This window comes from Kribbella sp. CA-293567 (assembly GCF_027627575.1).
Classification (GTDB): domain Bacteria; phylum Actinomycetota; class Actinomycetes; order Propionibacteriales; family Kribbellaceae; genus Kribbella.
Genome location: NZ_CP114065.1, coordinates 1,214,693 through 1,236,435, shown reverse-complemented (window position 1 = coordinate 1,236,435; position 21,743 = coordinate 1,214,693). Strand labels below are relative to the sequence as shown.

Annotated in this window: 23 protein-coding genes and 3 tRNA genes; 9 read left to right on the top strand and 17 right to left on the bottom strand. The window is 69.0% G+C overall.

The genetic code is table 11. The annotated features are described in order from the left end of the window. Positions 1-32: 32 nt before the first annotated feature. Positions 33-1,427: a GntP family permease gene (locus tag OX958_RS05945; protein WP_270136154.1), complete on the top strand. Its 1,395-nt coding sequence runs from the start codon at positions 33-35 to the stop codon at positions 1,425-1,427. A 49-nt stretch (positions 1,428-1,476) separates the two neighbouring features. On the opposite strand, the gene srmL is transcribed toward OX958_RS05945, so the two are convergent. Next, entirely contained in the window at positions 1,477-2,598 is a 1,122-nt protein-coding gene (srmL, locus tag OX958_RS05940) for a PheS-related mystery ligase SrmL (RefSeq protein ID WP_270136153.1), read from the bottom strand. Positions 2,599-2,783: 185 nt separating this feature from the next. Between srmL and OX958_RS05935 the strand changes: the two genes are divergently transcribed. After that, positions 2,784-3,815 (top strand): alpha-hydroxy acid oxidase, encoded by a 1,032-nt coding sequence (locus tag OX958_RS05935; protein ID WP_270136152.1) that lies wholly within the window; start codon positions 2,784-2,786, stop codon positions 3,813-3,815. A 63-nt stretch (positions 3,816-3,878) separates the two neighbouring features. Here the strand turns inward: OX958_RS05935 and rplA are convergent, their stop codons facing one another. From rplA to OX958_RS05910, 5 genes are all read right to left on the bottom strand, one after another. Beyond that, on the bottom strand, positions 3,879-4,598 hold the full coding sequence (rplA, locus tag OX958_RS05930; RefSeq protein ID WP_270136151.1) for a 50S ribosomal protein L1: 720 nt from the start codon (positions 4,596-4,598) through the stop codon (positions 3,879-3,881). Between the two features lie 110 nt (positions 4,599-4,708). Then, positions 4,709-5,140 carry a 50S ribosomal protein L11 gene (gene rplK, locus OX958_RS05925; RefSeq protein WP_020388147.1) on the bottom strand — a complete coding sequence of 144 codons (432 nt, stop codon included), beginning with the start codon at positions 5,138-5,140 and terminating at the stop codon, positions 4,709-4,711. 12 nt (positions 5,141-5,152) lie between these two features. Beyond that, positions 5,153-6,259: a transcription termination/antitermination protein NusG gene (gene nusG / locus OX958_RS05920; protein WP_270136150.1), complete on the bottom strand. Its 1,107-nt coding sequence runs from the start codon at positions 6,257-6,259 to the stop codon at positions 5,153-5,155. A 58-nt stretch (positions 6,260-6,317) separates the two neighbouring features. Further along, the gene (secE, locus tag OX958_RS05915) at positions 6,318-6,560 is read right to left on the bottom strand and encodes a preprotein translocase subunit SecE (protein WP_270136149.1); all 243 of its coding nucleotides are present in this window, start codon (positions 6,558-6,560) and stop codon (positions 6,318-6,320) included. Between the two features lie 55 nt (positions 6,561-6,615). Further along, a tRNA-Trp gene (locus OX958_RS05910) sits at positions 6,616-6,688 on the bottom strand. Between the two features lie 292 nt (positions 6,689-6,980). On the opposite strand from OX958_RS05910, the gene OX958_RS05905 reads away from it, so the two are divergent. From OX958_RS05905 to OX958_RS05895, 3 genes are all read left to right on the top strand, one after another. Then, the gene (locus tag OX958_RS05905; RefSeq protein ID WP_270136148.1) at positions 6,981-8,174 is read left to right on the top strand and encodes a pyridoxal phosphate-dependent aminotransferase; all 1,194 of its coding nucleotides are present in this window, start codon (positions 6,981-6,983) and stop codon (positions 8,172-8,174) included. Between the two features lie 61 nt (positions 8,175-8,235). Continuing rightward, the gene (locus tag OX958_RS05900) at positions 8,236-9,291 is read left to right on the top strand and encodes an adenosine deaminase (RefSeq protein WP_270136147.1); all 1,056 of its coding nucleotides are present in this window, start codon (positions 8,236-8,238) and stop codon (positions 9,289-9,291) included. Positions 9,292-9,323: 32 nt separating this feature from the next. Continuing rightward, positions 9,324-10,691, top strand: coding sequence for a TrpB-like pyridoxal phosphate-dependent enzyme (locus OX958_RS05895; RefSeq protein ID WP_270136146.1), 1,368 nt, complete (start codon positions 9,324-9,326; stop codon positions 10,689-10,691). A 12-nt stretch (positions 10,692-10,703) separates the two neighbouring features. Here the strand turns inward: OX958_RS05895 and OX958_RS05890 are convergent, their stop codons facing one another. Then, positions 10,704-11,207: a hypothetical protein gene (locus tag OX958_RS05890; protein ID WP_270136145.1), complete on the bottom strand. Its 504-nt coding sequence runs from the start codon at positions 11,205-11,207 to the stop codon at positions 10,704-10,706. Positions 11,208-11,332: 125 nt separating this feature from the next. Between OX958_RS05890 and OX958_RS05885 the strand changes: the two genes are divergently transcribed. After that, the gene (locus OX958_RS05885) at positions 11,333-12,661 is read left to right on the top strand and encodes a hypothetical protein (RefSeq protein ID WP_270136144.1); all 1,329 of its coding nucleotides are present in this window, start codon (positions 11,333-11,335) and stop codon (positions 12,659-12,661) included. Between the two features lie 81 nt (positions 12,662-12,742). Here OX958_RS05885 and OX958_RS05880 read toward each other — a convergent pair whose 3' ends face one another. The 4 genes from OX958_RS05880 to OX958_RS05865 all read right to left on the bottom strand — a co-directional run bounded on the left by OX958_RS05880 (position 12,743) and on the right by OX958_RS05865 (position 15,850). Continuing rightward, positions 12,743-13,618: a type IV toxin-antitoxin system AbiEi family antitoxin domain-containing protein gene (locus OX958_RS05880; RefSeq protein WP_270136143.1), complete on the bottom strand. Its 876-nt coding sequence runs from the start codon at positions 13,616-13,618 to the stop codon at positions 12,743-12,745. Between the two features lie 149 nt (positions 13,619-13,767). Beyond that, the gene (locus OX958_RS05875) at positions 13,768-14,811 is read right to left on the bottom strand and encodes a UDP-N-acetylmuramate dehydrogenase (protein ID WP_270139005.1); all 1,044 of its coding nucleotides are present in this window, start codon (positions 14,809-14,811) and stop codon (positions 13,768-13,770) included. Between the two features lie 203 nt (positions 14,812-15,014). Further along, a complete protein-coding gene (locus OX958_RS05870) occupies positions 15,015-15,431 on the bottom strand; it encodes a MaoC family dehydratase (RefSeq protein ID WP_270136142.1) in 417 nt (138 codons plus the stop codon). Then, complete coding sequence (locus OX958_RS05865; RefSeq protein ID WP_270136141.1) at positions 15,428-15,850, bottom strand: FAS1-like dehydratase domain-containing protein; 423 nt, start codon at positions 15,848-15,850, stop codon at positions 15,428-15,430. Before OX958_RS05865 ends, OX958_RS05870 begins: the two co-directional genes overlap by 4 nt. Positions 15,851-15,966: 116 nt before the next feature. Between OX958_RS05865 and OX958_RS05860 the strand changes: the two genes are divergently transcribed. Next, positions 15,967-16,695, top strand: a complete 729-nt coding sequence (locus OX958_RS05860; RefSeq protein WP_270136140.1) for a hypothetical protein — start codon at positions 15,967-15,969, stop codon at positions 16,693-16,695. Between the two features lie 56 nt (positions 16,696-16,751). On the opposite strand, the gene rpmG is transcribed toward OX958_RS05860, so the two are convergent. The 3 genes from rpmG to OX958_RS05845 all read right to left on the bottom strand — a co-directional run bounded on the left by rpmG (position 16,752) and on the right by OX958_RS05845 (position 17,168). Beyond that, on the bottom strand, positions 16,752-16,919 hold the full coding sequence (gene rpmG, locus OX958_RS05855; RefSeq protein WP_020388160.1) for a 50S ribosomal protein L33: 168 nt from the start codon (positions 16,917-16,919) through the stop codon (positions 16,752-16,754). A gap of 52 nt (positions 16,920-16,971) precedes the next feature. After that, positions 16,972-17,045: transfer RNA gene (locus OX958_RS05850), tRNA-Met, on the bottom strand. A 50-nt stretch (positions 17,046-17,095) separates the two neighbouring features. After that, positions 17,096-17,168 (bottom strand) — tRNA-Thr (locus OX958_RS05845). A 407-nt stretch (positions 17,169-17,575) separates the two neighbouring features. On the opposite strand from OX958_RS05845, the gene OX958_RS05840 reads away from it, so the two are divergent. After that, positions 17,576-18,508 carry a M23 family metallopeptidase gene (locus tag OX958_RS05840; protein WP_270136139.1) on the top strand — a complete coding sequence of 311 codons (933 nt, stop codon included), beginning with the start codon at positions 17,576-17,578 and terminating at the stop codon, positions 18,506-18,508. Positions 18,509-18,640: 132 nt separating this feature from the next. Here the strand turns inward: OX958_RS05840 and OX958_RS05835 are convergent, their stop codons facing one another. Next, positions 18,641-19,792: a sensor histidine kinase gene (locus OX958_RS05835; protein WP_270136138.1), complete on the bottom strand. Its 1,152-nt coding sequence runs from the start codon at positions 19,790-19,792 to the stop codon at positions 18,641-18,643. Then, positions 19,789-20,454: a response regulator transcription factor gene (locus OX958_RS05830; RefSeq protein WP_270136137.1), complete on the bottom strand. Its 666-nt coding sequence runs from the start codon at positions 20,452-20,454 to the stop codon at positions 19,789-19,791. Before OX958_RS05830 ends, OX958_RS05835 begins: the two co-directional genes overlap by 4 nt. Before the next feature lie 88 nt (positions 20,455-20,542). Between OX958_RS05830 and OX958_RS05825 the strand changes: the two genes are divergently transcribed. Next, on the top strand, positions 20,543-21,190 hold the full coding sequence (locus OX958_RS05825; RefSeq protein ID WP_270136136.1) for a M15 family metallopeptidase: 648 nt from the start codon (positions 20,543-20,545) through the stop codon (positions 21,188-21,190). Between the two features lie 14 nt (positions 21,191-21,204). Here OX958_RS05825 and OX958_RS05820 read toward each other — a convergent pair whose 3' ends face one another. Beyond that, entirely contained in the window at positions 21,205-21,729 is a 525-nt protein-coding gene (locus tag OX958_RS05820; protein WP_270136135.1) for a GNAT family N-acetyltransferase, read from the bottom strand. Positions 21,730-21,743 lie beyond the last annotated feature (14 nt).

Genomic DNA, 21,743 nt, shown 5'->3' with positions numbered 1-21,743 from the left:
CATCCGCTGTCCCCATCCCTCGGAGTGTCCCCATGTCCGGAGCCATCGACTGGCTGCACCACGACACGGCAGGTCTGCTGCTGCTGTGTCTGCTGGCCATCGCGTTGCTGCTCTTCCTGATCATCAAGATCAAGCTCGAACCGTTCATCTCGCTGCTGGCGACCGGCCTGTTCCTGGCGCTGGCGGCCGGGCTGAACGTCAGAACCATCGTCGGTACCGCGCTCAAGTCGAGCGACTCGGTGCTGGAGAAGGGGTTCGGCGGCATCCTCGGTCACATCGCGGTGATCATCGGGCTCGGCACCGTGCTCGGCGCGCTGCTGGAGAAGTCCGGGGGCGCCGACGTGCTCAGCCGCCGGCTGCTGAAGCTGTTCGGCCCGAAGGGCACCCCGATCGCGATGGGCCTGGTCGGCGTCATCTTCGGCATCCCGGTCTTCTTCGACATCGGCATCTTCGTGCTCGCCCCGCTCGTGTACGTCGCGGCGAAGCGCGGCGGCAAGTCGCTGGTGCTCTACGCCCTGCCGGTGCTCGCCGGGCTGTCGATGACCCACGCCTTCCTGCCACCGCACCCCGGCCCGACCGCCGTCGCGGGACTCCTGCACGTCGACATGGGCTGGCTCATCATCATCGGCCTGGCCTGCGGACTGCCCGCCTTCGCCGTGGCCGGGGTCCTCTGGCCGCTCTACATCGCCCCGCGAGTGCCGGTCAGCGTTCCGGACGAGTTCCTGGTCGCCGACGACGGCGCCGAGGAGCGGCCGGAACCGTCGCTCGGCCTGGTGATGTCGGTCATCCTGCTGCCGCTGCTGCTGATCCTCGGCGCGACCTTCGGCACCCTGCTGCTGGACCCGGACCGCGATCTGCTCAGCGTGCTCACCTTCCTCGGTACGCCGGCCGTCGCGCTGCTGATCGCCGTACTGCTGGCCTACTACCTGCTCGGTGTCCGGCGCGGCATGACGAACGCGGAGTTCAGCGAACTGAGCAGCAACTCGCTCAAGCCGGTCGGCATGATCCTGCTGGTGGTCGGCGCGGGGGCGTTCTTCGGCGCGGTCATCTCCGCCACCGGCGTCGGTGCCGCGCTGGCCAAGAGCCTGTCCAGCGCGGGGCTTCCGGTGCTGCTGCTCGCCTACGTCATTTCGTGCGGCCTGCGGATCGCGCAGGGCTCGGCGACCGTGGCGATCGTGACGACCGGCGGCATCGTCGGTCCGCTGCTCGTGAACGAGGGCTACTCCCAGGCGCACCTGGCGCTGATCGCGGCGGCCATCTGCGCCGGTTCGATCATCCTCAGCCACGTCAACGACGGCGGCTTCTGGATCGTCGCGAAGTACTTCAACATGACCGTCAAGGAGACCCTGCTGACCTGGTCGGTCCTGGAAACCGTGCTGTCCCTGGTCGGCTTCGGGATGGCGTCGCTGCTCTGGGTCATCATCTAGGCGGCCGTCGAGCCGAGCCCATCACTGGTGGGCTCGGCTCGACGGATCCCTACTGGCCGATCAGTTCCAGCACGCGTCCCTCGTGCAGCGCCGCGTAGACCCGATCACGCAACTCGTTGGCCTCGGTATCGGTCAGGGTCCGGTCGAGCGGCCGAAGGATCAGCCGGATCAGCACGTTGCGCTGGCCCGGAGTGAGCTGGAGGCGTTCACGAGCGGCCACCGGGAGATCGGCGTACGCGGTCTCGCTGCGGAGCTCGACGGACTCAGCCGCGTCCGCGTCGATTCCCAGCGCGTCGCGCACACGATCCCCGAGCAGCTCGGCCGACAGGTCGACCTCCGGACCGACCACGATCGACAGATCCCGGCGGACGGCGGGCATCGCCGAGACCGGCCGGTACGGCGAGAGGTCCAGCATCTGCCCGGCCACCCGCGGATCCGTTGCTCTGAGCAACCGGATGTCGTGGATCCCCTTGCGCAGCATCAGAAGCCGGTCGAGACCGGATCCCATCGCGAGGCCGGTCCAGCTCTCGTCGAGACCGGCCCCGCGCAGTACGGCGGGAGCGGCGACTCCGCACTCGCCGATCTCGATCCACTGATCGTCGAGCAGCACGTCGATCTGCCGGCCATGGGTCGTGTACGGATGTACGGCCGGCACCGTGCGATAGATCCTGCCCGGCAGCACCGTCTCGACCAGCTTGGCGATCATGCCCTCCAGTTCGGGCTCTCCGAGCGTGACGTTGCGGCTGATCCGCCAGAGGTCCAGCTGGTGCGGAGTACCGGTGTGCTGCCAGTCGACAGAGTCGCGCCGGTAGCAGATGCCGGCGCAGACCATCAGGACGTCGGAAGCGTCGGAGGTGGCCAGTTCGCGCAGCGCGGGCGGGATCATCGCGGAGGTGTGACTGCGCAGGACCTGCCCGGCCGACGCGTAGCGGGTGTAGCGCTCTTCGCGGGTGACGGCGCCGGCGGCGTACCCGAGATTGTCGTAGTTGTCGGCCAGCGAGACGACCGGATGGTCGCGGCGGGCCCAGGCATCCGTGGACGGCCAGGCCTGGCCGAGCGCGGTACGGAGCTGGTCGACGATCAGCTGGATCGCGTGCGGGCCCTGGGCCGGATCGGCCAGGTCGCGCAGGGCGAGGGTGGAGTTCAGTTCTTCGGCAGTGAGTACGGCCATGGGTTATCTCTCCTGTGAGCAGCGGGTCCGAGGGAGAACACACCCCGACCGGCCGCGGTCACCTCAGGAGAGAGCGCAGCAGCAGCTCACCCCGTCGGCACCACTGTGCCGGCCGGGGCGCGGAAATCGCTGCCCGTGGTAACTCACGAGACCCAGAATACCCTGAGGTGGAAGGATCTGGTCCCATGCGATGGATCGACGGTCTGGAAGCGGCCGCTGCCGAGAAACTGCCCGAGGCCGTGTATCGGTACTTCCGGCAGGGCTCCGCCGGCGGGATCAGCGCCGCGGAGGCAACAGCTGCGTGGAGCTCGTACCGGCTCCGTCCCCGCGTGCTGACGGACGTGTCGACGGTGGACATCTCGACGACCGTGCTCGGTACGCCGGTCGCCGTACCGGTGCTGGTTGCTCCGACAACACTGCAACGGCAGGCTGATCCGGGTGGCGAGGCGGCGATGGCGGCCGGAGTCGCCGCGGCCGGTTCGGTGCTCGGAGTCTCCAGCAACGCCGGTACTGCGTTCGCCGACCTCGGTGCGACGGGTGCGCCGTGGTGGCTGCAGATCTATGTGGTGAAGAACCGCGAGGTGACCTTGCGGATGCTCGACGCGGCGGTCGCGGCAGGTGCGCGCGCCGTCGTACTGACTGCTGACACTCCGGTGGTCGGGCGCAAGGAGGACGACGGGCCGACCGTCTGGGAGGTGATCCGGCCGGGTGACCTGCTGGCCAACCTCGATCCGGGCGAGTACACCGACGCCGATCTCGCCAAGGCGGACGACCTCACTCCCGACGTGATCGGCTGGCTCGCCGAACGCACCGGGCTGCCCGTGCTGGTCAAGGGCGTCCTCCGCGGCGACGACGCCAAGCGCTGTTCCGAAGCAGGCGCCGCCGGCGTGATCGTCTCCAACCACGGCGGCCGCCAACTCGACGGCGCCATCTCCACCGCGCAAGCTCTTCCCGAGGTCGCCGCCGCTCTCGCCGGCACCTCCACCGAGCTGTACATCGACGGCGGCATCCGCCGCGGCGAACACGTCCTCACCGCCCTGGCGCTCGGCGCCCGCGCAGTACTCCTCGGCCGCCCCGCCCTCTACGCGCTGTCGGTCGGCGGCGCCGCCGGAGTGACTCGCCTGCTGACCGAGCTGGGCGCGGAGCTGGAACACGCGATGCGCCTCGTCGGCTCCCCCACCCTGGCCGACCTCACCCCGGACCTGTTGTCCCGTTGACATGCGAGAAGCCCCGGTCGTGGGACCGGGGCTTCTCGTGGTGTCGCTGGGAGACGGCGAGGCTCAGGCCTCGGTCACCTCGAGCAGGTTGCGGGTCAGGTTCGGATCGACCTGGACACCGGGGCCCATCGTCGTGGAGACGACGGTCTTCTTGATGTAGCGGCCCTTGGAGCTGGAGGGCTTCAGCCGGAGAATCTCCTCCAGTGCGGCGCTGTAGTTCTCCACCAGCTGGGCCTCGTCGAAGGAGACCTTGCCGATGAGGAAGTGCAGGTTCGCGTGCCGGTCGACCCGGAACTCGATCTTGCCGCCCTTGATGTCGTTGACAGCCTTCGTCACGTCAGGGGTGACCGTACCGGTCTTCGGGTTCGGCATCAGACCACGCGGGCCGAGCACGCGGCCCAGCCGGCCGACCTTGCCCATCAGGTCGGGGGTGGCGACGACGGCGTCGAAGTCGAGCCAGCCGTCGGTGACCTTCTTGATCAGGTCGTCGTCACCGACGAAGTCGGCGCCGGCGGCCAGTGCGGCCTCGGCCTTCTCACCGGTGGCGAAGACGAGGACCCGTGCCGTCTTGCCGGTGCCGTGCGGAAGGATCACGGTGCCGCGGACCATCTGGTCAGCCTTGCGGGGGTCGACCCCGAGCCGCATCGCGACGTCGACGGTCGAGTTGAACTTCTTGCCGGTCGCACCCTGCTTGGCCAGCTTGATGGCCTCCAGCGGGGTGTACAGGTGGTCGAAGTCGATCTTCTCCGCGATCGCGCGGTAGCTCTTGCTGCGTTGTGCCATTTCTGCTTCTCCTGTGTGCGGACGGTACTGGTCGTCCGTTGTGGTCTTGATGGGCGAACTGCTCGCCCTTCCACTCCAGCTGGCTCACCGAGGTGAACCGGAAAGAGGTACTACTTCTCGATCGTGACGCCCATCGAGCGCGCGGTGCCCTCGATGATCTTCATCGCGGCGTCGATGTCACGCGCGTTGAGGTCGGGCATCTTGGTGGTGGCGATCTCGCGGACCTGGTCCTTGGTGATCTTGCCGACCTTGTCCTTCTGCGGGACGGCCGAACCCTTCTGCAGGCCCGCGGCCTTCTTGATCATCTCCGGCGCCGGCGGCGTCTTGGTGATGAACGTGAAGGAGCGGTCTTCGTAGATGGTGATCTCGACCGGTACGACGTTTCCGCGCATGGATTCCGTCTGGGCGTTGTACGCCTTGCAGAACTCCATGATGTTGACGCCGTGCGGACCGAGCGCGGTACCGACCGGCGGGGCCGGAGTCGCGGCGCCGGCCTGGAGCTGCACCTTCACGAGGGCAGCGATCTTCTTCTTCGGAGGCATTCTCTGGGGTCCTTAGACTTTCTGGATCTGGCTGAAGCTGAGTTCCACCGGGGTCTCCCGGCCGAAGATCTCCACCAGCGCCTTGATCCGCTGGGCGTCGGCATTGATCTCCGTGATGGTGGCGTGCAGGGTCGCGAACGGCCCGTCGACGACCATGACCGAGTCGCCCACACCGAAGTCGGCGACCTCGACCTTCTTCTTGGCCGCGGTCTTGGTGGGTGCGGCACCGGTCTCGGCAGCCGCCGCCTCGGCCGCCGCCACGACGGCCGGAGCGAGCATCTTCTCGACCTCTTCGAGGCTGAGCGGGACGGGCTTCTGGCTGTTCCCGACGAAGCCGGTCACCGACGGCGTGTGCCGCACGGTCGACCAGGACTCGTCCGTCAGGTCCATCCGGACCAGCACGTACCCGGGAAGCACGGTGCGCTTCACCATCCGGCGCTGCCCGTTCTTGATCTCGGCGACCTCTTCGGTCGGCACGACGATCTCGAAGATGAAGTCCTCCATGTTCAGGGAGTTGATCCGGTTCTCGAGGTTGCCCTTGACCCGGTTCTCCATCCCTGAGTACGTGTGCACCACGTACCAGTCGCCGATCTGGGAGCGCAGCGTGCTGCGCAGCTCCTCCAGCGGGTCGACCGGCTCGGCCGGCTCCGCCTCTTCGGCTTCGTCCTCTTCGTCGTCGGCGCTGTCGTAGTCGGCCTCGGCGGCGTCGTCACCGGCGGAGGAGAAGACGACCGCGTCGACCTCGGACTCCGGCTCGGCGCTGTCGTCGGACGCCGTCTCGCCGGCCGGCTCGTCGGTGGCGTCGTCCTCGTCGGCGTCAGCGGCCGCTACCGCGACCACCGGCTCGTCGTCGGAGTCGTCCGGGTCGGCGATGCCGTCCTCGGCCTCGTCGTCGGCCACGTACTCGGCGTCCGCCGCGACCGGTACGTCGTCCTCGTCGGCGTCGACCTCCACCTCGAGGTCCGCGAACAGGTCGTCGTCGTCATCGTCATCGTCGTCGGAGTCGTCGAAACCCAGGTCGAGCTCGATTTCGTCGCCGGAGTCAGCGGATACGTCGAACTCGTCCTCCACGTCGAGGACCTCGTCGTCGCGCTGGTCGGACACGTTGTACTCCGTCATCTGTGCATCGGGTGTGGAACCGGGTGGACTCCGGCAGGTGGTTCAGGCGGCTGGAGCGTCAGCCGAAGACCTTGAACATCGCCCAGCCGAAGGCGAGGTCGAGCACCGACACGATCGCGATCACGAACACCACGAAGGTCAGCACGACCACGAAGTACGTCGACAGCTGCTTGCGGGTCGGCCAGACCACCTTGCGGAGCTCGGCGACCACCTGGCGGTAGAAACGCAGCAGCCGGTTGCCCGACTTGCTCTCCGCAGGCTTGCCGGCGCCGGACGGTGCCGGGGTGCGCGTCTCCGTCACGACCTACCTCTTTCGCTAGCGGCGGCCTGTCCGGCGAGTTGCCGGTCAGGATTTGCAGGGCACGAGGGACTTGAACCCCCAACCTTCGGTTTTGGAGACCGATGCTCTGCCAGTTGAGCTAGTGCCCTCTGCAAAGTTCCGAACGCCGCCGGACCTGATCTCGGGCATGCCGAGTCAGGGCCATCAACGCCCGGACTAGAAGAGTGTACGGGGTCGGGGCCACCTGGTCGAACTGAGCCCCAGGATGCTCCGGGTCCCCGCCACGGCGGTGTTCCTCCGTGGACTTCGGGCCGGACGTCGTACTGCGGGCAGAACCTTACCGTCTCCACGGACCTTGCAACGCCGGGGGGCCCGGCATGGTTCCGGTCACCTGGCGATACCCGGGTGTGACCACCGGGCGGGCAGTGCCAGGATGGGCCCATGGTCTCCCGCATCTCCGCACGTATCGGTGCAATCAGTGAATCGGCCACCCTCGCTGTCGACGCGAAGGCGAAGGCCCTCAAGGCGGCCGGTCGCCCGGTCATCGGCTTCGGCGCCGGTGAGCCGGACTTCCCGACCCCGGACTACATCGTCGAGGCCGCCGTCGCGGCGGCCCGCGATCCCAAGAACCACCGCTACAGCCCGGCGGGTGGTCTGCCGGAGCTCAAGCAGGCCATCGTCGACAAGACGAAGCGGGATTCCGGCTACCAGATCGAGGCGTCGCAGGTCCTGGTGACCAACGGCGGCAAGCACGCGGTCTACAACACCTTCGCCACACTGCTCGACCCGGGCGACGAGGTGCTGCTGCCGGCGCCGTACTGGACCACGTACCCCGAGACCATCCAGCTGGCCGGCGGCGTACCGGTCGAGGTGCTGGCCGACGAGAGCCAGAACTACCTGGTCACCGTCGAGCAGCTCGAGGCGGCCCGGACCGAGAAGACGAAGGCGCTGCTGTTCTGCTCGCCGTCCAACCCGACCGGCGCGGTCGACTCCCCCGAGGCGATCGAGGCGATCGGCCGCTGGGCCCTCGAGCACGACATCTGGGTGATCACCGACGAGATCTACGAGCACCTCACCTATGGCGACACCAAGTCGACGTCGTTGCCGGTCGCCGTACCGGAGCTGGCCGACCGGACCGTCGTCCTGAACGGCGTCGCCAAGACCTACGCGATGACCGGCTGGCGGGTCGGCTGGATGATCGGCCCGAAGGACGTCATCAAGGCCGCGACGAACCTGCAGTCGCACCAGACCTCGAACGTCTGCAACATCGCCCAGCGCGCCGCGATCGCCGCGCTGACCGGCGACCTGAGCGCCGTCGACGAGATGAAGCTCGCCTTCGACCGGCGCCGCAAGCTGATGGTCCAGCTGCTGAACGAGATCCCCGGCGTCGAGTGCCCGGAGCCGACCGGCGCGTTCTACGCCTATCCGTCGGTCAAGGGTCTGCTCGGCAAGGAGATCAACGGCAAGGTCGCGAACACCTCGACCGAGCTGGCCGCGATCATCCTGGACGAGGCCGAGGTGGCGGTCGTTCCCGGCGAGGCCTTCGGTGCCCCCGGCTACCTGCGCCTGTCCTACGCCCTCGGCGACGCCGACCTGACCGAGGGCGTCGCCCGCATCACCAAGCTGCTCAGCTGATCGGCTTCCTGACGGACCGCCCGGTTTTCGTCTCCGGGCGGTCTGTCGGTAACCTTCTGTGATGACGGATCGGGACCTGCGGCTGCTGCCGAAGACCCACCTGCACCTGCACTTCTCCGGGTCGATGCGGCACCTCACCCTGGTCGAGCTGGCCGACAAGCACGGCGTGCGGCTGCCCGACGCGCTGCGCACCGAGTGGCCACCGGACCTGTCCGCCGCCGACGAGCGCGGCTGGTTCCGATTCCAGCGCCTGTACGACGTCGCCCGGTCGGTCCTGCGCACCGAGGAGGACGTCCGCCGGCTGGTCCGCGAGGCCGCCGAGGACGATCGGGCCGACGGTTCGCGCTGGCTCGAGATCCAGGTCGATCCGTCCGGGTACGCCGGCCGCTTCCGTGGCATCACCGAGTTCACCGACCTGGTCCTGGACGCCGCCCGGGACGCCACCGCGAGCACCGGGATCACGGTTCAGGTCGTGATCGCCGCCAACCGGACCAGACATCCCCTCGACGCCAGGACGCTGGCCCGGCTCGCCGCGCAGTACGTGGGTCGTGGGGTGGTCGGCTTCGGCCTGTCGAACGACGAACGCCGCGGCACCACGTCGGAGTTCGCCCCGGCCTTCCGGATCGCGCGGGAGGCGGGGCTTCTCGCCGTACCGCACGGTGGTGAGCTGTGTGGGCCCGCGACGGTGCGGACCTGCCTGGACGAGCTCGGCGCCGGGCGGATCGGGCACGGCGTGCGCTCGGTCGAGGATCCTGAGTTGCTCAAGCGCGTGGTGGACGCAGGCGTCGCGCTGGAGGTCTGCCCGGCCTCCAACGTGTCGCTGGGGGTCTATCAACGCGCCGAGGACGTGCCGCTGCGGCAGTTGTACGAGTCGGGCGCGAAGATCGCGCTGGGCGCGGACGACCCGCTGCTGTTCGGGTCCCGGCTCGCCGAGCAGTACGAGACGGCTCGTGCCGTGCACGGCTTCAGCGACGCCGAGCTGGCCGGTCTGGCCCGCGGCTCGGTGCTCGCCTCGACCGCGCCTCCCGCAGTACAGAAGAGCCTGCTGAGCGAGATCGACCAGTGGCTCGGAGTACCGGAAACAGCAGGTTTTCCACAGCCCGTTCCGACGCCCTAGACCAAGGCCCGGGTAGGCCTTACTTTGCGTGCATGACGCCGACGAAGATCCTGCTGCCCGAGGACGAGCTGCCGACTCGCTGGTACAACGTGCTGCACGACCTGCCCACGCCACCGCCGCCGGTGCTGCATCCCGGCACCAGGCAGCCGGTCGGGCCGGAGGACCTGGCTCCGCTGTTCCCGATGGACCTGATCGCGCAGGAGGTGTCGCAGGAGCAGTACATCGACATCCCGGGTGAGGTGCTCGACGTCTACCGGTTGTGGCGGCCGAGTCCGCTCTACCGGGCGCACCGGCTGGAGAAGGCGCTCGATACGCCGGCGCGGATCTACTACAAGTACGAGGGTGGCTCGCCGGCCGGCTCGCACAAGCCGAACACCGCCGTGCCGCAGGCGTACTACAACGCGAAGGCGGGCATCCGGAAGCTCACCACGGAGACCGGCGCCGGTCAGTGGGGAACGGCGCTCGCGTTCGCCTGCGCGCAGTACGGGCTGGACTGCGAGGTCTGGCAGGTGCGGGCGTCGTACGACCAGAAGCCGTACCGGCGAACGATGATGGAGGTGTTCGGGGCGACCGTGCACGCGAGTCCGTCAGGACTGACCGAGGCCGGCCGGAAGATCCTCGCCGAGACCCCCGGTAGCACTGGTTCGCTGGGGATCGCGATCAGCGAAGCGGTCGAGATGGCGGTCGCCGACCCGACCGTGCACTACGCGCTGGGCAGTGTGCTCAACCACGTGCTGCTGCACCAGACGGTCATCGGCGAGGAAGCGCTGATGCAGCTGGCGATGGTCGGCGAGACGCCGGACGTGCTGGTCGGCTGCACCGGCGGCGGCTCGAACTTCGGCGGGCTCGCCTTCCCGTTCCTGCGGGAGAAGTGGGCCGGGCGGATGTCGCCCGTCGTCCGGGCCGTCGAGCCGGAGGCCTGCCCGACGCTGACCCAGGGCACCTACGCCTACGACTTCGGCGACGCGATCGGGCTGACGCCGCTGATGAAGATGCACACCCTCGGGCACGACTTCGTTCCCGACCCGATCCATGCCGGCGGACTGCGCTACCACGGGATGAGCCCGCTGATCAGCCATCTCTACGAGACGGGTGAGATCGAGGCGATCGCCAAACCGCAGTCGGAGTGCTTCGCGGCCGGGCTGCTGTTCGCGCGTACGGAGGGCATCGTGCCGGCCCCCGAGCCGACGCACGCGCTGGCCGCGGCGATCGACGAAGCCCAACGCTGCAAGGAGTCCGGCGAGGAGAAGGTCATCCTGACCGCACTGTGCGGGCACGGGCATCTCGACCTGGCGGCGTACGACGCCTATCTGTCCGGCATGATGACCGACCGGGCCTGGGACGACGCCGAACTGCAGGCGTCGGTCGCCCGGGCGCTGGAGAAGCTGCCCGCGGTCTAGGAGCGCCGCACTTCAGAAGCGTCGCCACCAGGGCTTGGGGGTCTTCGCGACGGCGGTCAGCCACTCCGCGGGGACCGCCCAGCCTTTGGCGGCGATCGCGTCGAAGTACTGCGTCTTCAGGCTTTCCGGCAACCAGTACGTCGCCCGGCTCATGGTCGACACCTCGAAGTACGTGGTCCGCCGGCGATGGTTCCAGACGGTGGCCAGGTTGGAGCAGTAGGCCAGCCGGGTGAAGTCCCAGCGCGCCTGCGGGTCGTCGAGATCGAAGGCGCGCTCGGGAACGGCCAGCCGTCGACGCGGCACCATTTCGTTGCCGATGGCATCGATCAGTCCCTGCACCACGGCCCGGTCGTCGGTCATCAGGTCGGGCAGGTGCAGCACCCGGGGATCCAGCAGCGCGGACTCCAGCCGGGGCCTGGCCACCTCGAGGAAGGTCTCCAGCAGCGCGAAGGCTTCTTCGGCCCGGCCGAACCGGCCCAGCTCCGCGCGCAACGTCGTCACTGCTTCTTCGACCATCGCCAAAGCCTATGCGGGGCAGGGAATCGGGGCAGCTCGGGGCAGCGCGGGGCAGTTCGGGGCAGATGTCCACAGCGGCCTCCAAGCCGGTCACAGAGCGTGTCCGGAGCTCTACAGTTGCCGTCATGTCAGAGCCGAACGAGTTACTGCGAGCCGCCCGGGAGCGGACCCCCTCCCCCGGTACTCCGGGCGCGCACCTGTCCCGCGCGGAGCTTGCCGAGGCGGTCTGCGCCTGGCTCTGGGCGACCACCGACACCAGGTACGACTTGGACGGCCACTACATCGCCAAGCTCGAGCGCGGCGCGGTCCGCTGGCCGGGCGCGCAGTACCGGGCCGGCCTGCGGGAGGTGCTGCGGGTCGAGACCGACCTCGAGCTCGGCTTCAGCCCACCCGGTACGGCGGGGCCACTGGCGCCCGAGCTGAGCTGCTCGATGGCCGGGATGGAGGACGAGCTGATCGACTCCGCCGACCAGTCGATCTCGATGCTCGCCCTGGCCGAGGAGTCCAACGTCGGCGGCCTCACCGTCGAGCAGTTGCACGCGGACATCCGGCGGATCGCCCAGAACTACCTCAAGGTGCCGACCAAACCGCTGTTCCAGCGCAGCATCGTGATCCGTGACCGCGCCTTCCGGCTGCTCGCCGGCCGGCAGCCACCGCGGCAGACCCGCGACCTGTACTCCGCGGCCGGCTGGGCGCTGGCGCTGCTCGGCTGGATGTCGGTCGACCTCGGCCGGATGGACGTCGCGGAGAGCCACACCCGAACGGCGTGGGCCTGCGCCGACGCCTCCGGCGACAACGAACTCCGCGCCTGGGTCCGGGCGACCCAGCACACCATCGCCTTCTGGCAGGACGACATCGGCCGCGCCACCGACTTCGCCCTCGACGGCCTGCAGTACGCCAACGGCACGTCGGCACTGTTCCTGGCCTCCGCGGCCGCCCTGGATCTGGCCCGCGCAGGCCGCTCCGACGAGGCCCGCGCCGCCCTGACCCGCGCCGAGCGCACCACCCCGAGCCCGTCCACCTCCGAGGTCGGCGGTCTCTTCCTCTGCACGCCGGAGCGCGCGGCCGGCATCTGGTCGGACACCCACCTCTCCCTCGGCGACGCGAACCTGACCCTGGAGCACGCCGACCGCAGCGTCGCACTCTTCGAGGCCGCCCCGCACGCGCTCCGCAACCCCGGCTCCGAACGAATGGCCCGCCTGCAGCAGGTCAAGGCCCACCTCATCCTCGGCGAGCTTGACGGCGCCAAGGAATGCCTCACCCCGGTCCTCGCCACCGGAACGGAGTACAGGATGCGCCCGCTGATCCACCGCATCAGCGAAGCCGCCGCCCTCACCCGCACCACCCGCTACGCCAAGGACCCCCGCTCCCAGTTCCTGCACGACAGCATCCGCGAGTTCATCCGCTCCCCCGCCACCGTCCGCAGCCCGCTGGATCACACCATCTCCGCGTGACCGTGCACAGCGACAGGCAGTAGTAGCTGTCAGTCGCCAACGCGCCGCTCAGCCGGCAGTACGCAGTACCGGAAAGACCGACTACTTCCTGTCGCTCTGTACGCCGAGGCGCTGCAGCAGCACCGCGCGAATCATCCCGGCCACCCACGCAGGCTCGGCCAGCACGTGCCAGAAGGCGAATCGCAGGACCAGCCAACCGGCCGCCACCAGTTCGTCGTACCGACGGCAGTCCGCGGCGAAATCACTGCTCGAGCCGTGGAAGGCGAAACCCTCCGCCTCCAACGCGATCCGGGCCACTTGATGACCTAGATCGACCCGCAGCAGCGACGATCCGGTCTCGACCTCGAGCTGCGGCTCGAACCCGTCGATCTGCTCGGTGAGCAGCAGGGCGCGCAGCATCGACTCGAGGAAACTGGCGGCACCCCCGTGCACGGCCGCGGCCACTCGGCGAGCATTAGGCCGGCCGGGACCTCGCATGGCGTCTGCTGCCTTGGTGAAGTCGGCCTCCAGCATCAGCCCCTTGTTCAAGGCGCCGTCAGCAACTGCCAGCGCCTCGTCGAAAGGAAGGCTCCGCGCGCAGTCCAGGACCGTGCGCAGGACCGAGGTCACCCGCGCCTCAAAGTCCTCGCTGGCGATCGGGGCCCAGTGCATCACCGCGGGCGGCCCCTGCTTCGGCCGGCGTTTGCGCGGGACGGTGATGTGCGGCTTGGCCGGCGTTGCACAAACCGGAAGTCCCCACGCGACCGCTGCGCTCAGGTGGGAAACCACACCGTCGTAGGCGAGCGCGACCTGCTTGTCCGTCGGCGGTGCGGGCAGGGTGTAGAGCCCACGCGTCAGGCGCTCGATCGCTCCACTCTGCACAGCCGAGCTGAGTCCACGACGTGAGGTCGTGGATCTCAACTCGGCGAAGGTGGCCTGGCCCTGGTTGCTCGCCAGGACCTCCGGGATTGATTCCACCCGCAGATGGTGCCGGTTTCAGCGCTGGAGTGCTTTGGGTTGTCCACAGGCGTACATAGCGACAGGCAGTAGTGGGCTTTGGCCGAGGTGGTGCGCCGTAAGTGAGCGGGAGGCCGGCGGCCGAAAGGTACTACTGCCTGTCGTTGTGTTCAGAGGCTGCAGTTCACCAGGACGGGTTCGTTGACCAGGGTGATGGCGAAGGCGTGCTGGACCTGGGTGCGGACGTGGGTGGCCAGGGCGAGCAGTTCTTTGGCGGTGGCGTTGCCGCGGTTGGTGAGGGCGAGGGTGTGTTTGGTGGAGACGGCGGCGTCGCCGATGGTGAAGCCCTTGGCCACGCCGGCGTGTTCGATCAGCCAGGCGGCGCTGGTCTTCACGCGGCCGTCGGGCTGGGGCCACTGCGGGGCACCGGCCGGTACTTCGGCCGTGGTGTCGAGCAGCGGGTTGGTGAAGAAGGAGCCGGCGCTCCAGGTGTCGTGGTCGGCGGGGTCGAGCACCATGCCCTTGCCGCCGCGCAGGCTGAGGACCGCCTCGCGGACCTCGGTCATCGGGGCGCGGGAGCCGGGCTCGACGCCGAGGACGCGAGCCAGTTCGGCGTACCCGATCGGGGCGGAGAGGTCGCCGAGGGGGAGCTGGAAGGCGACCTCCAGGACGGCGTACCGGGTGGGGTCGGCCTTGAAGCGTGAGTTGCGGTAGGAGAAACCGCAGTCCGCGGCGAAGATCGTGCGGACCGCGTTGTCGACCCGGTCCCAGACGCGGACCGACGCGATCGTCTCGGCCACCTCGTAGCCGTAGGCGCCGACGTTCTGGACCGGGGTGGAGCCGGTCAGCCCGGGGATGCCGGACATCGACTCCAGGCCGCTCCACTCCTCGGAGATCGCGCGCTGGACGAAGGCGTCCCAGTCTTCGCCCGCCTGAACGTGGACCATCGCGCCGGAGCAGGCGTCGGCGTCGACCCGGATGCCGCGGGTGGCGATCTTGATGACGGTGCCGCGGAAACCCTCGTCGCCGATCACCACGTTGCTGCCGCCGGACAGCAGCAGTACCGGCTGAGCCGCTGCGTCTGCCTCGCGGATCGCGTCGATCAGGTCCTGCTCGGTGGTCACCTCGACCAGGTGATCGGCGGGCCCGCCGATCCGCAGGGTGGTGAAGTCCGCCAGCCTGATGTCATCGGCAGCATGTGCCGCGCCGGACATGGCAGTGTCCGCGGCGGCGAGGCTGCCGGTCGGCGCGCTCGCCGCGGAGGCAGGCACCCTGGTCGGCGCACTGGCCGCGGAGGCAGGCGCTCCGGTCGGCGCGCTGTCCGCGGAGGCAGGCGCCCCGGTCGGCGCAGTGTCCGCGGAGGTGAGGGCGCCGGTGTTGCCGGTCGGCGTGGGGGTGACGGGCTGCTGTGGGGTGGTCATGAGAGGCGCACGACCGCACGGGCTCGGCCGAGGACCTTCTGCTCGCCGGCCAGGGCGGTGATGTCGATCTCGGCGTGACCGGTGTCGGTCAGCTTGTCGACCTTCGCCGAGAAGGTAATCGTGGTGCCCTGGTCGTCGTCGGGGACGATGACGGGCTTGGTGAAGCGGACGCCGTACTCGACCAGGTCGGCCGGGTCGGTCAGCCAGTCGGTGACGACGCGGGCCGCGCCGGCCATCGTCAGCATTCCGTGCGCGATCACGCCGGGCAGTCCGAGGGCGGCGGCCATCCGGTCGTTCCAGTGGATCGGGTTGAAGTCGCCGCTGGCACCGGCGTACCGGACCAGGTCCTCGCGGCGCAGCGTGACGGTCACCGGCGGCAGCTCGGTCCCGACCTCGACGACGGGGCTGCTCATGAGTCCGCCCGGTTGTGCGAGATGGTCGAGGTCGAGGTGGCGATCGGTTCGCCGTCGACGGTGGTCAGGGCGGTCTCGTACATGATCACCTCGACGTCACCGGCCTTGCGCACGGTGGTGATGGTGGCGGTCGCGGCGATCTCGTCGCCGGCCTTGATCGGCCGGGTGTAGCTGAACTTCTGCGCGCCGTGCACGATCCGGTCCAGCCGCAGTCCGAGCTCGTCGTCACCGAGCAGCTCGATCAGCGCCGGGTTGGCGACCATGAAGGCGAAGGTGGGCGGTGCGACGGCATCGTCCCCCCGGTACGCCGGGTTGGGGTCCCCGATCGCGTCGGCGAACTCCCGGATCTTCTCCCGGCCAACCTGGTAGGACTCGGCGGCCGCGTAGCTCCGGCCGACCATCGTGGCGTCGATCGTCATGTCCAGTAACCCTACTGGAAGCCCGCTGGCTACTCTGTGGGCAGAGTGCCGCCATCCACTCCCCCCGCGACGGAAGGTCGGAACTGGTGACGGCAGGGCGAGGAGGGGTAGCAGCTTTGGCACGCTACGCCCCGAGGTACGGACTGGAGATCGGCGAACCCGCCGGCACCGAGTGGCTGCGGGTCGACCGGCTGCTGGAACCGGACGGACCCGAGCTCACCGAACTGCTCAAACGCGACCATGAGGCCAGCGATCACGTCTCGGCGCACGCGAACGCCCTCAGCCTGATGTCGTTCTACGCGGGTCGCGCGCCGGCCGCCGCGCTGCTGCTCTGGGCGCTCGAGGGCCGGGTGCTCGACATCCGCCCGCACAACCTCTGGGTGAAGCCGCACGAGGGTCACGGCATCGCCTCGGTCGCGATCCGCTCCGCCCGCTTCCTGCCCGGCGGCCTCCAGACCTTGTACGACGTGGTGCTGACGCAGCACCTGCTCCCTCTCTCCGGCGAGCTCCACCGCCGCACCCGAGCCGGCCTGCGCCAGCTTCACGGCGGAGTCGCCGCAGGCTGCGCGATGGCTTTCTGCGGCGCGACGCGGGGGGAGGAGACCGTCGATCCGGCGTTCCTGCTGGAGCGCTGGCAGACCTTCGTCGCCAAGGCACCGGGCGAACTGGCCCGTCTGGGCGAGGTCACCGAGGCCGCGGGCAAGCTCGTCTATCTCCGCAACACCTGCTGTCTCTACTACACGAGCGCCAAAGGCTGCGGGTCGCTCTGCGGCTCGTGCTGCCTGACTCCCCGCGAGCAGCGTCTGGCCGCGTACGAAGGTGGCAGGCCCATCATCACCGCCTGAGAACAGCGAAAGGCCCGCTTCGGAACGAAGCGGGCCTGACGTGAAGACTGCTGAGGTCAGCGGGTCTCGCGGTGGTCGGTGTGGTCGTTGCAACGGGCGCAGTACTTCTTCAGCTCAAGACGGTCCGGGTCGTTGCGCCGGTTCTTCTTGGTGATGTAGTTGCGCTCCTTGCAGACCGTGCACGCAAGGGTGATCTTCGGGCGGACGTCGCTAGCCTTGGCCACTACTGCCTCTTCTGATTGGGAACACGCGACTGGAGTGATCGTGTTCTCGAAGTAGCGGGGGCGGGAGTCGAACCCGCGACACCACGATTATGAGCCGTGTGCTCTAACCACCTGAGCTACCCCGCCAAAGAATCCGACGCTCCACCCGGCGGACCGGGTGGAGCAGGGTTTCTCTGAGCCCCTTTACGGAATCGAACCGTAGACCTTCTCCTTACCATGGAGACGCTCTGCCGACTGAGCTAAAGGGGCGGGCCGAGGAGAGAGATTACACGGTCTCCCACCCGATGTGAAATCGGGGAAGAAGCGCCTTGCAGACCCTCGTTCCGACCAGAGAAGCATACCTGCTTCCAGGAGTGCTTCTGACCATTTTTCGGCAGTCCCGCTCGGCACCGCCGCCACCCTGCCGACCCCCATATATCGGCCTGCGGGGCCCGCGGACCGCTAGGACTCAGGTGATCCCAGTCACGTGATCCTTGAACTACCCGTGAGTCACTTTTACGCCTGACCCAGCACGATCGGACGCCTCCCGATCACCCTCGGTAGCCGAAACCACGGTTCTGGTCGCCCTGCGCGTTTGAGCAGACCGTGACCTCGTCGTTATGGTCGATGCGCCGCTGGGGACGACTCCGGCGGCTACTCGACTCTGGAAGGCTCTCGTGTCCCCTCACCATGACGTGTCGGAAGCAGGACGTACGGCACCACGTCGTACTCCGGCCGGCGCGCGTCGGGTGGCGAAGCACCGCCTGACGTCCCGCCGCACTTCCGTCCGTGGCGTTCAGTGGGTCGGCCTCACGGCCGCCCTCGCTGCCGCCGCCGGTACCAGCGCCGTCGCTCTCTCCCCCTCCGCCGGTCCGGCCAACGCCGGGACCAGCACCACTTCCACCGCTCAGCTCGAGGCACTGACCGCCGCCCGGATCGAGCGCCGCGAACTGGCCTCGCGCGACCTGTCGCGCCTGGGCCTGACGCTGGAGTCGACCCGCAAGGCGCAGGTCGACGCGGCCGCCATTGCCAAGGCACGCGCCGCGAAGCTGGCCGCCAACGCGACGCTGACCCAGCGCCGCGCACTGGCCCTAGCCACGGCGAAGGCGGTGGTTGCCCGCAAGGCCGCCGCCGCTGCGGCCGCCAAGGCCAAGGCTAGAGCTGCGGAGGCCGCGAAGGCGAAGGCCGAGGAGGCCAGAGCAGAGGCCGCACCCCGAGTCGTGCTGCCCACCACGGGTTACCGCATCACCGCAACGTTCGGCCAGGGCGGCGGACGCTGGGCCAACGACCACACTGGCCTCGACTTCGCCGCTCCGATCGGTACGCCGATCCGCGCCGTGCTGGCCGGCGAGGTGATCCAGGCCGACTACCAGGGCGCCTACGGCCGGCAGGTCAAGGTCCGTCACTCCGACGGCACCGTCACGTCATACAGCCACATGTCCGCGTTCTCGGTCTCGATCGGCGACTCGGTCTCGGCCGGCGAGCAGGTCGGCGCGATCGGCGTCACCGGCAACACCACCGGACCGCACCTGCACTTCGAGGTGCTGCTCGGCGGCGACAACCAGATCAACCCGAAGCCGTGGCTCAGCGAGCACGGCGTCAACCCGTAGGTCTGATGCGGGCGCCCGCACCGCCATCACTGACCAACCTGTCGAACCAGCGGTGCTGGACGCCAGCCCACGCCTGAACGGGTGATCCGGCGGCAGTTGTCCAGAGGTTGGTGTGTGGTGGCGGTCCGGCCGCTACCTGGTCTCAGCCGGCCGGGTTCGTCCGGAGGCCGCGCGGAGCTGAACCGAGACGTCCAGCCCACCGGCGGGCCGGGAAGTCAGGTCCAGCGAGCCGCCGTGGGCGATGGCGATCGCCTCGACCAGGGCCAGACCGAGACCGTGGCCGCCTTGCTGTCCGGGCCGTTTCGCCAGCCGGCCGCCCCGGACGAACGGCTCGGTCAGCGTGGCCACCTTGGCCGGATCGAGCACCTCGCCACTGTTGGCAACGGTCAGCCGGCCATCGGGCAGCACCCTCAGCAGCGCCGTACCGCCGGCCGGCAGGTTGTGCCGGATCGCGTTCTGTACAACGTTTTGCACCAGCTGCCTGATCAGGATTTCGTTGCCTAAGACAACTGATCCCTGCAGCTCCGTGCCCAGCGTGACGCCTGCCGCCTCAGCCTCCGGCCGCAGCTCCTCGGCCACCTGACGCGCGACCGTCGCGAGGTTCAGCGGCTCGAACTCGATCTTCCGGTTCCCCAGCGAGGCCAGTGCCAGCAGCGACTCGACGATGTCGATCCCGCGCTGGTTCGTCTCGTCCAGCCGATGCGCCAACTCGCGCACGTCCTGGTGCTCGGGATCCGCGATCGCCACCTCCAGCATCGTCTTCATCACCGCGTGCGGGGTCCGCAGTTCGTGCGACGCGTTCGCCGCGAACCGCCGGTACTGCGTGAACGACCGCTCCAGCCGGGTCAGCATCTCGTCGAAGGTGTCCGACAGATCGGTGAACTCGTCCCGCGGCCCGGCCAGCCTGATCCGGTGGTCCAGCGACCCACTGGCCGCCAGCCGCGCCGCGGCCGTGATCTCCTGCAACGGCCGCAGCATCCGCCCTGCGATGATCCAGCCCGCGCCCATCCCGATCGCCGCCAGCAGCGCCAACGCGTAGAGCGTCAGCTCGACCACCGTGTCGAGGATCTCGCCTCTGGTTGCCACCGGCCCCTGATCGCGCGGGTTGGCCGCGGTGAGCGGGTAGTTCGGCACGAACCGCATCACCGCGTAGATGATGATGCCGATCACCCCGCCCGCGAGCACCAGCAGCAACGCGTAGCTGAGCGTCAGCCGAAGCCGGACCGTCAGCCGCGGGCGCCGGCGTACCAGACCGGCCGGGACGGCCGCGCCCGGAGTACTCATGGCTGGTCGCCGATCCGGTAGCCGACGCCGGAGACCGTGTGGATCACCCACGGGTCGCCGAGTCGCTTGCGCAGGGTGGAGATCGTGATCCGTACGGCGTTGCTGAACGGATCCGCGTTCTCGTCCCAGGCCCGCTCCAGCAGCGTCTCGGCGCTGATCACTCCACCTCTGGCCGCCATCAGCACCTCCAGGACCGAGAACTGTTTGCGGGTCAGCTTCACGTAGCGCCCGAACCGGTAGACCTCCCGCCGGAACGGATCGAGCCTGACTCCGGCGTACTCGACCACGGTCGGCGCCGACTCGGCCGGCCGCCGGGCCAGCGCCCGGAGCCGGACAACCAGCTCGCGCAGGGCGAACGGTTTGGTCAGATAGTCGTCGGCGCCGGCCTCGAACCCGCTGACCTTGTCGTCCAGGTCGCCGGCCGCGGTCAGCATCAGGATCCGGCAGGGCAACCCCTGCGCGATGATCCGGCGGGCCACCTCGTCGCCGTTCGGCGCCGGGATGTCGCGATCGAGCACCACCACGTCGTACTCGTTGACGGCGAGCGACTCCAGTGCTCCTTCGCCGTCGAAGGCGAGGTCGGCCGCGATCGCCTCCAGCCGCAAGCCGGCCCGGATCGCCTCGGCCAGGTAGACCTCGTCCTCCACGACCAGAACCCGCATGCCCACCATTGAAGCAGGCCAGTGGTATCGAAAACGTATCCGGAAACGTTGACGCCACGGCAACATCGCGAACTGTGAACTGATCGGCATGCTCACGGACAAACTCGTTGCCACCCGCAAGAAAGAACGCCGGCTCACCGCACTGGTCTCGCTCGCCGTCGTCGCCGCCACGATCTGCTTCGGCCTGGCCGCCTGCAGTTCGATCAGCGGCGACTCGGCCTCCGGTCCGTCGACGTCCGGTACGTCGGCCTCCTCGTCCGGTTCTGCCTCCAGCAGCAACCGTCACAAGGGCGGCGCGCCCACCGCCGAGGACGGCGTACTCCCCGACAACGCCTCCCCTTTCGACACCTCTCTCCCCGGTGTCAGCAAGCTGAACCCGAAGCTCCTCAAAGCCATCCAGGACGCCGCCACCGCGGCCGAGAAGGACGGCATCAAGCTCCACCTCACCACCGGCTGGCGCAGCAAGGAGTACCAGCAGGAGCTGCTCAAGAAGGCCATCGCGAAGTACGGCAGCCGCGAGAAGGCAGCCGAGTACGTCGCCGGCCCCGAGGAGTCCCACCACGTCACCGGCAACGCGGTCGACGTCGGCCCGACGGACGCCGACGACTGGCTCAACCGCAAGGGCCACCGCTTCGGCCTCTGCCAGACCCTCGCCAACGAGATCTGGCACTTCGAACTGGCCACCACTCCCGGCGGCAAATGCCCGCCCATGCAAAGCACCTCCAGCAGCCGCTGACCGGCCGCCAGAGCTCAGGTGGGCTCTGCCGGTGGGCCGTCCGTGACGGCCAGGGGGCGTTGGGACCAGGCGACGTCGTGCCAGGCGTTGTGTTTCCAGCCGATCTGGCGATAGGTGCCGATGGGTTCGAAGCCGAGTGCGGCGTGGAGGCCTTCGCTGGCCGGGTTGGGCAGCGTCATGCCGGCGACCGCCGTACGGTAGCCGCGGGCGGTGAGGCGCTCGAAAAGTGCTTCGTACAGCGCACGTCCCCCGCCCGTACGCCGACGGCCGGGCTCCAGGTAGATCGACACCTCACAGGACCACCGGTACGCCGCTCGCGGCTTCATCGGTCCGCCGTACGCGTAGCCGACGACCCGTCCTTGGTCGTCCTCGAGCACCAGCCAAGCGTGCGTTCGCAGGGCCCGGGTGATGCGAGCGGCCATCTCGTCGACCGTCGGCGGTTCCAGCTCGAAGGTGGTCGCGGTGTCGCGCACGTACGGCGCGTAGATCGCGGCGCAGGCGGCGGCGTCCGGTTCCGAGGCGTCCCGAATCTTTCCCATAGCCACGATAGTAG

Coding starts and splice junctions, on each gene's coding strand:
- OX958_RS05870 (WP_270136142.1), bottom strand. CDS start 15,431: ATGAGCAGCCCCGTCGTCGAGGTCGGGACCGAGCTGCCGCCGGTGACC.
- OX958_RS05875 (WP_270139005.1), bottom strand. CDS start 14,811: ATGTCCGGCGCGGCACATGCTGCCGATGACATCAGGCTGGCGGACTTC.
- OX958_RS05865 (WP_270136141.1), bottom strand. CDS start 15,850: ATGACGATCGACGCCACGATGGTCGGCCGGAGCTACGCGGCCGCCGAG.
- srmL (WP_270136153.1), bottom strand. CDS start 2,598: ATGGCCGTACTCACTGCCGAAGAACTGAACTCCACCCTCGCCCTGCGC.
- OX958_RS05830 (WP_270136137.1), bottom strand. CDS start 20,454: ATGCGGGTTCTGGTCGTGGAGGACGAGGTCTACCTGGCCGAGGCGATC.
- OX958_RS05935 (WP_270136152.1), top strand. CDS start 2,784: ATGCGATGGATCGACGGTCTGGAAGCGGCCGCTGCCGAGAAACTGCCC.
- OX958_RS05890 (WP_270136145.1), bottom strand. CDS start 11,207: ATGGTCGAAGAAGCAGTGACGACGTTGCGCGCGGAGCTGGGCCGGTTC.
- OX958_RS05825 (WP_270136136.1), top strand. CDS start 20,543: ATGCTCACGGACAAACTCGTTGCCACCCGCAAGAAAGAACGCCGGCTC.
- OX958_RS05820 (WP_270136135.1), bottom strand. CDS start 21,729: ATGGGAAAGATTCGGGACGCCTCGGAACCGGACGCCGCCGCCTGCGCC.
- OX958_RS05835 (WP_270136138.1), bottom strand. CDS start 19,792: ATGAGTACTCCGGGCGCGGCCGTCCCGGCCGGTCTGGTACGCCGGCGC.
- OX958_RS05900 (WP_270136147.1), top strand. CDS start 8,236: ATGACGGATCGGGACCTGCGGCTGCTGCCGAAGACCCACCTGCACCTG.
- OX958_RS05905 (WP_270136148.1), top strand. CDS start 6,981: ATGGTCTCCCGCATCTCCGCACGTATCGGTGCAATCAGTGAATCGGCC.
- OX958_RS05885 (WP_270136144.1), top strand. CDS start 11,333: ATGTCAGAGCCGAACGAGTTACTGCGAGCCGCCCGGGAGCGGACCCCC.
- OX958_RS05945 (WP_270136154.1), top strand. CDS start 33: ATGTCCGGAGCCATCGACTGGCTGCACCACGACACGGCAGGTCTGCTG.
- OX958_RS05895 (WP_270136146.1), top strand. CDS start 9,324: ATGACGCCGACGAAGATCCTGCTGCCCGAGGACGAGCTGCCGACTCGC.
- nusG (WP_270136150.1), bottom strand. CDS start 6,259: ATGACGGAGTACAACGTGTCCGACCAGCGCGACGACGAGGTCCTCGAC.
- rplK (WP_020388147.1), bottom strand. CDS start 5,140: ATGCCTCCGAAGAAGAAGATCGCTGCCCTCGTGAAGGTGCAGCTCCAG.
- rplA (WP_270136151.1), bottom strand. CDS start 4,598: ATGGCACAACGCAGCAAGAGCTACCGCGCGATCGCGGAGAAGATCGAC.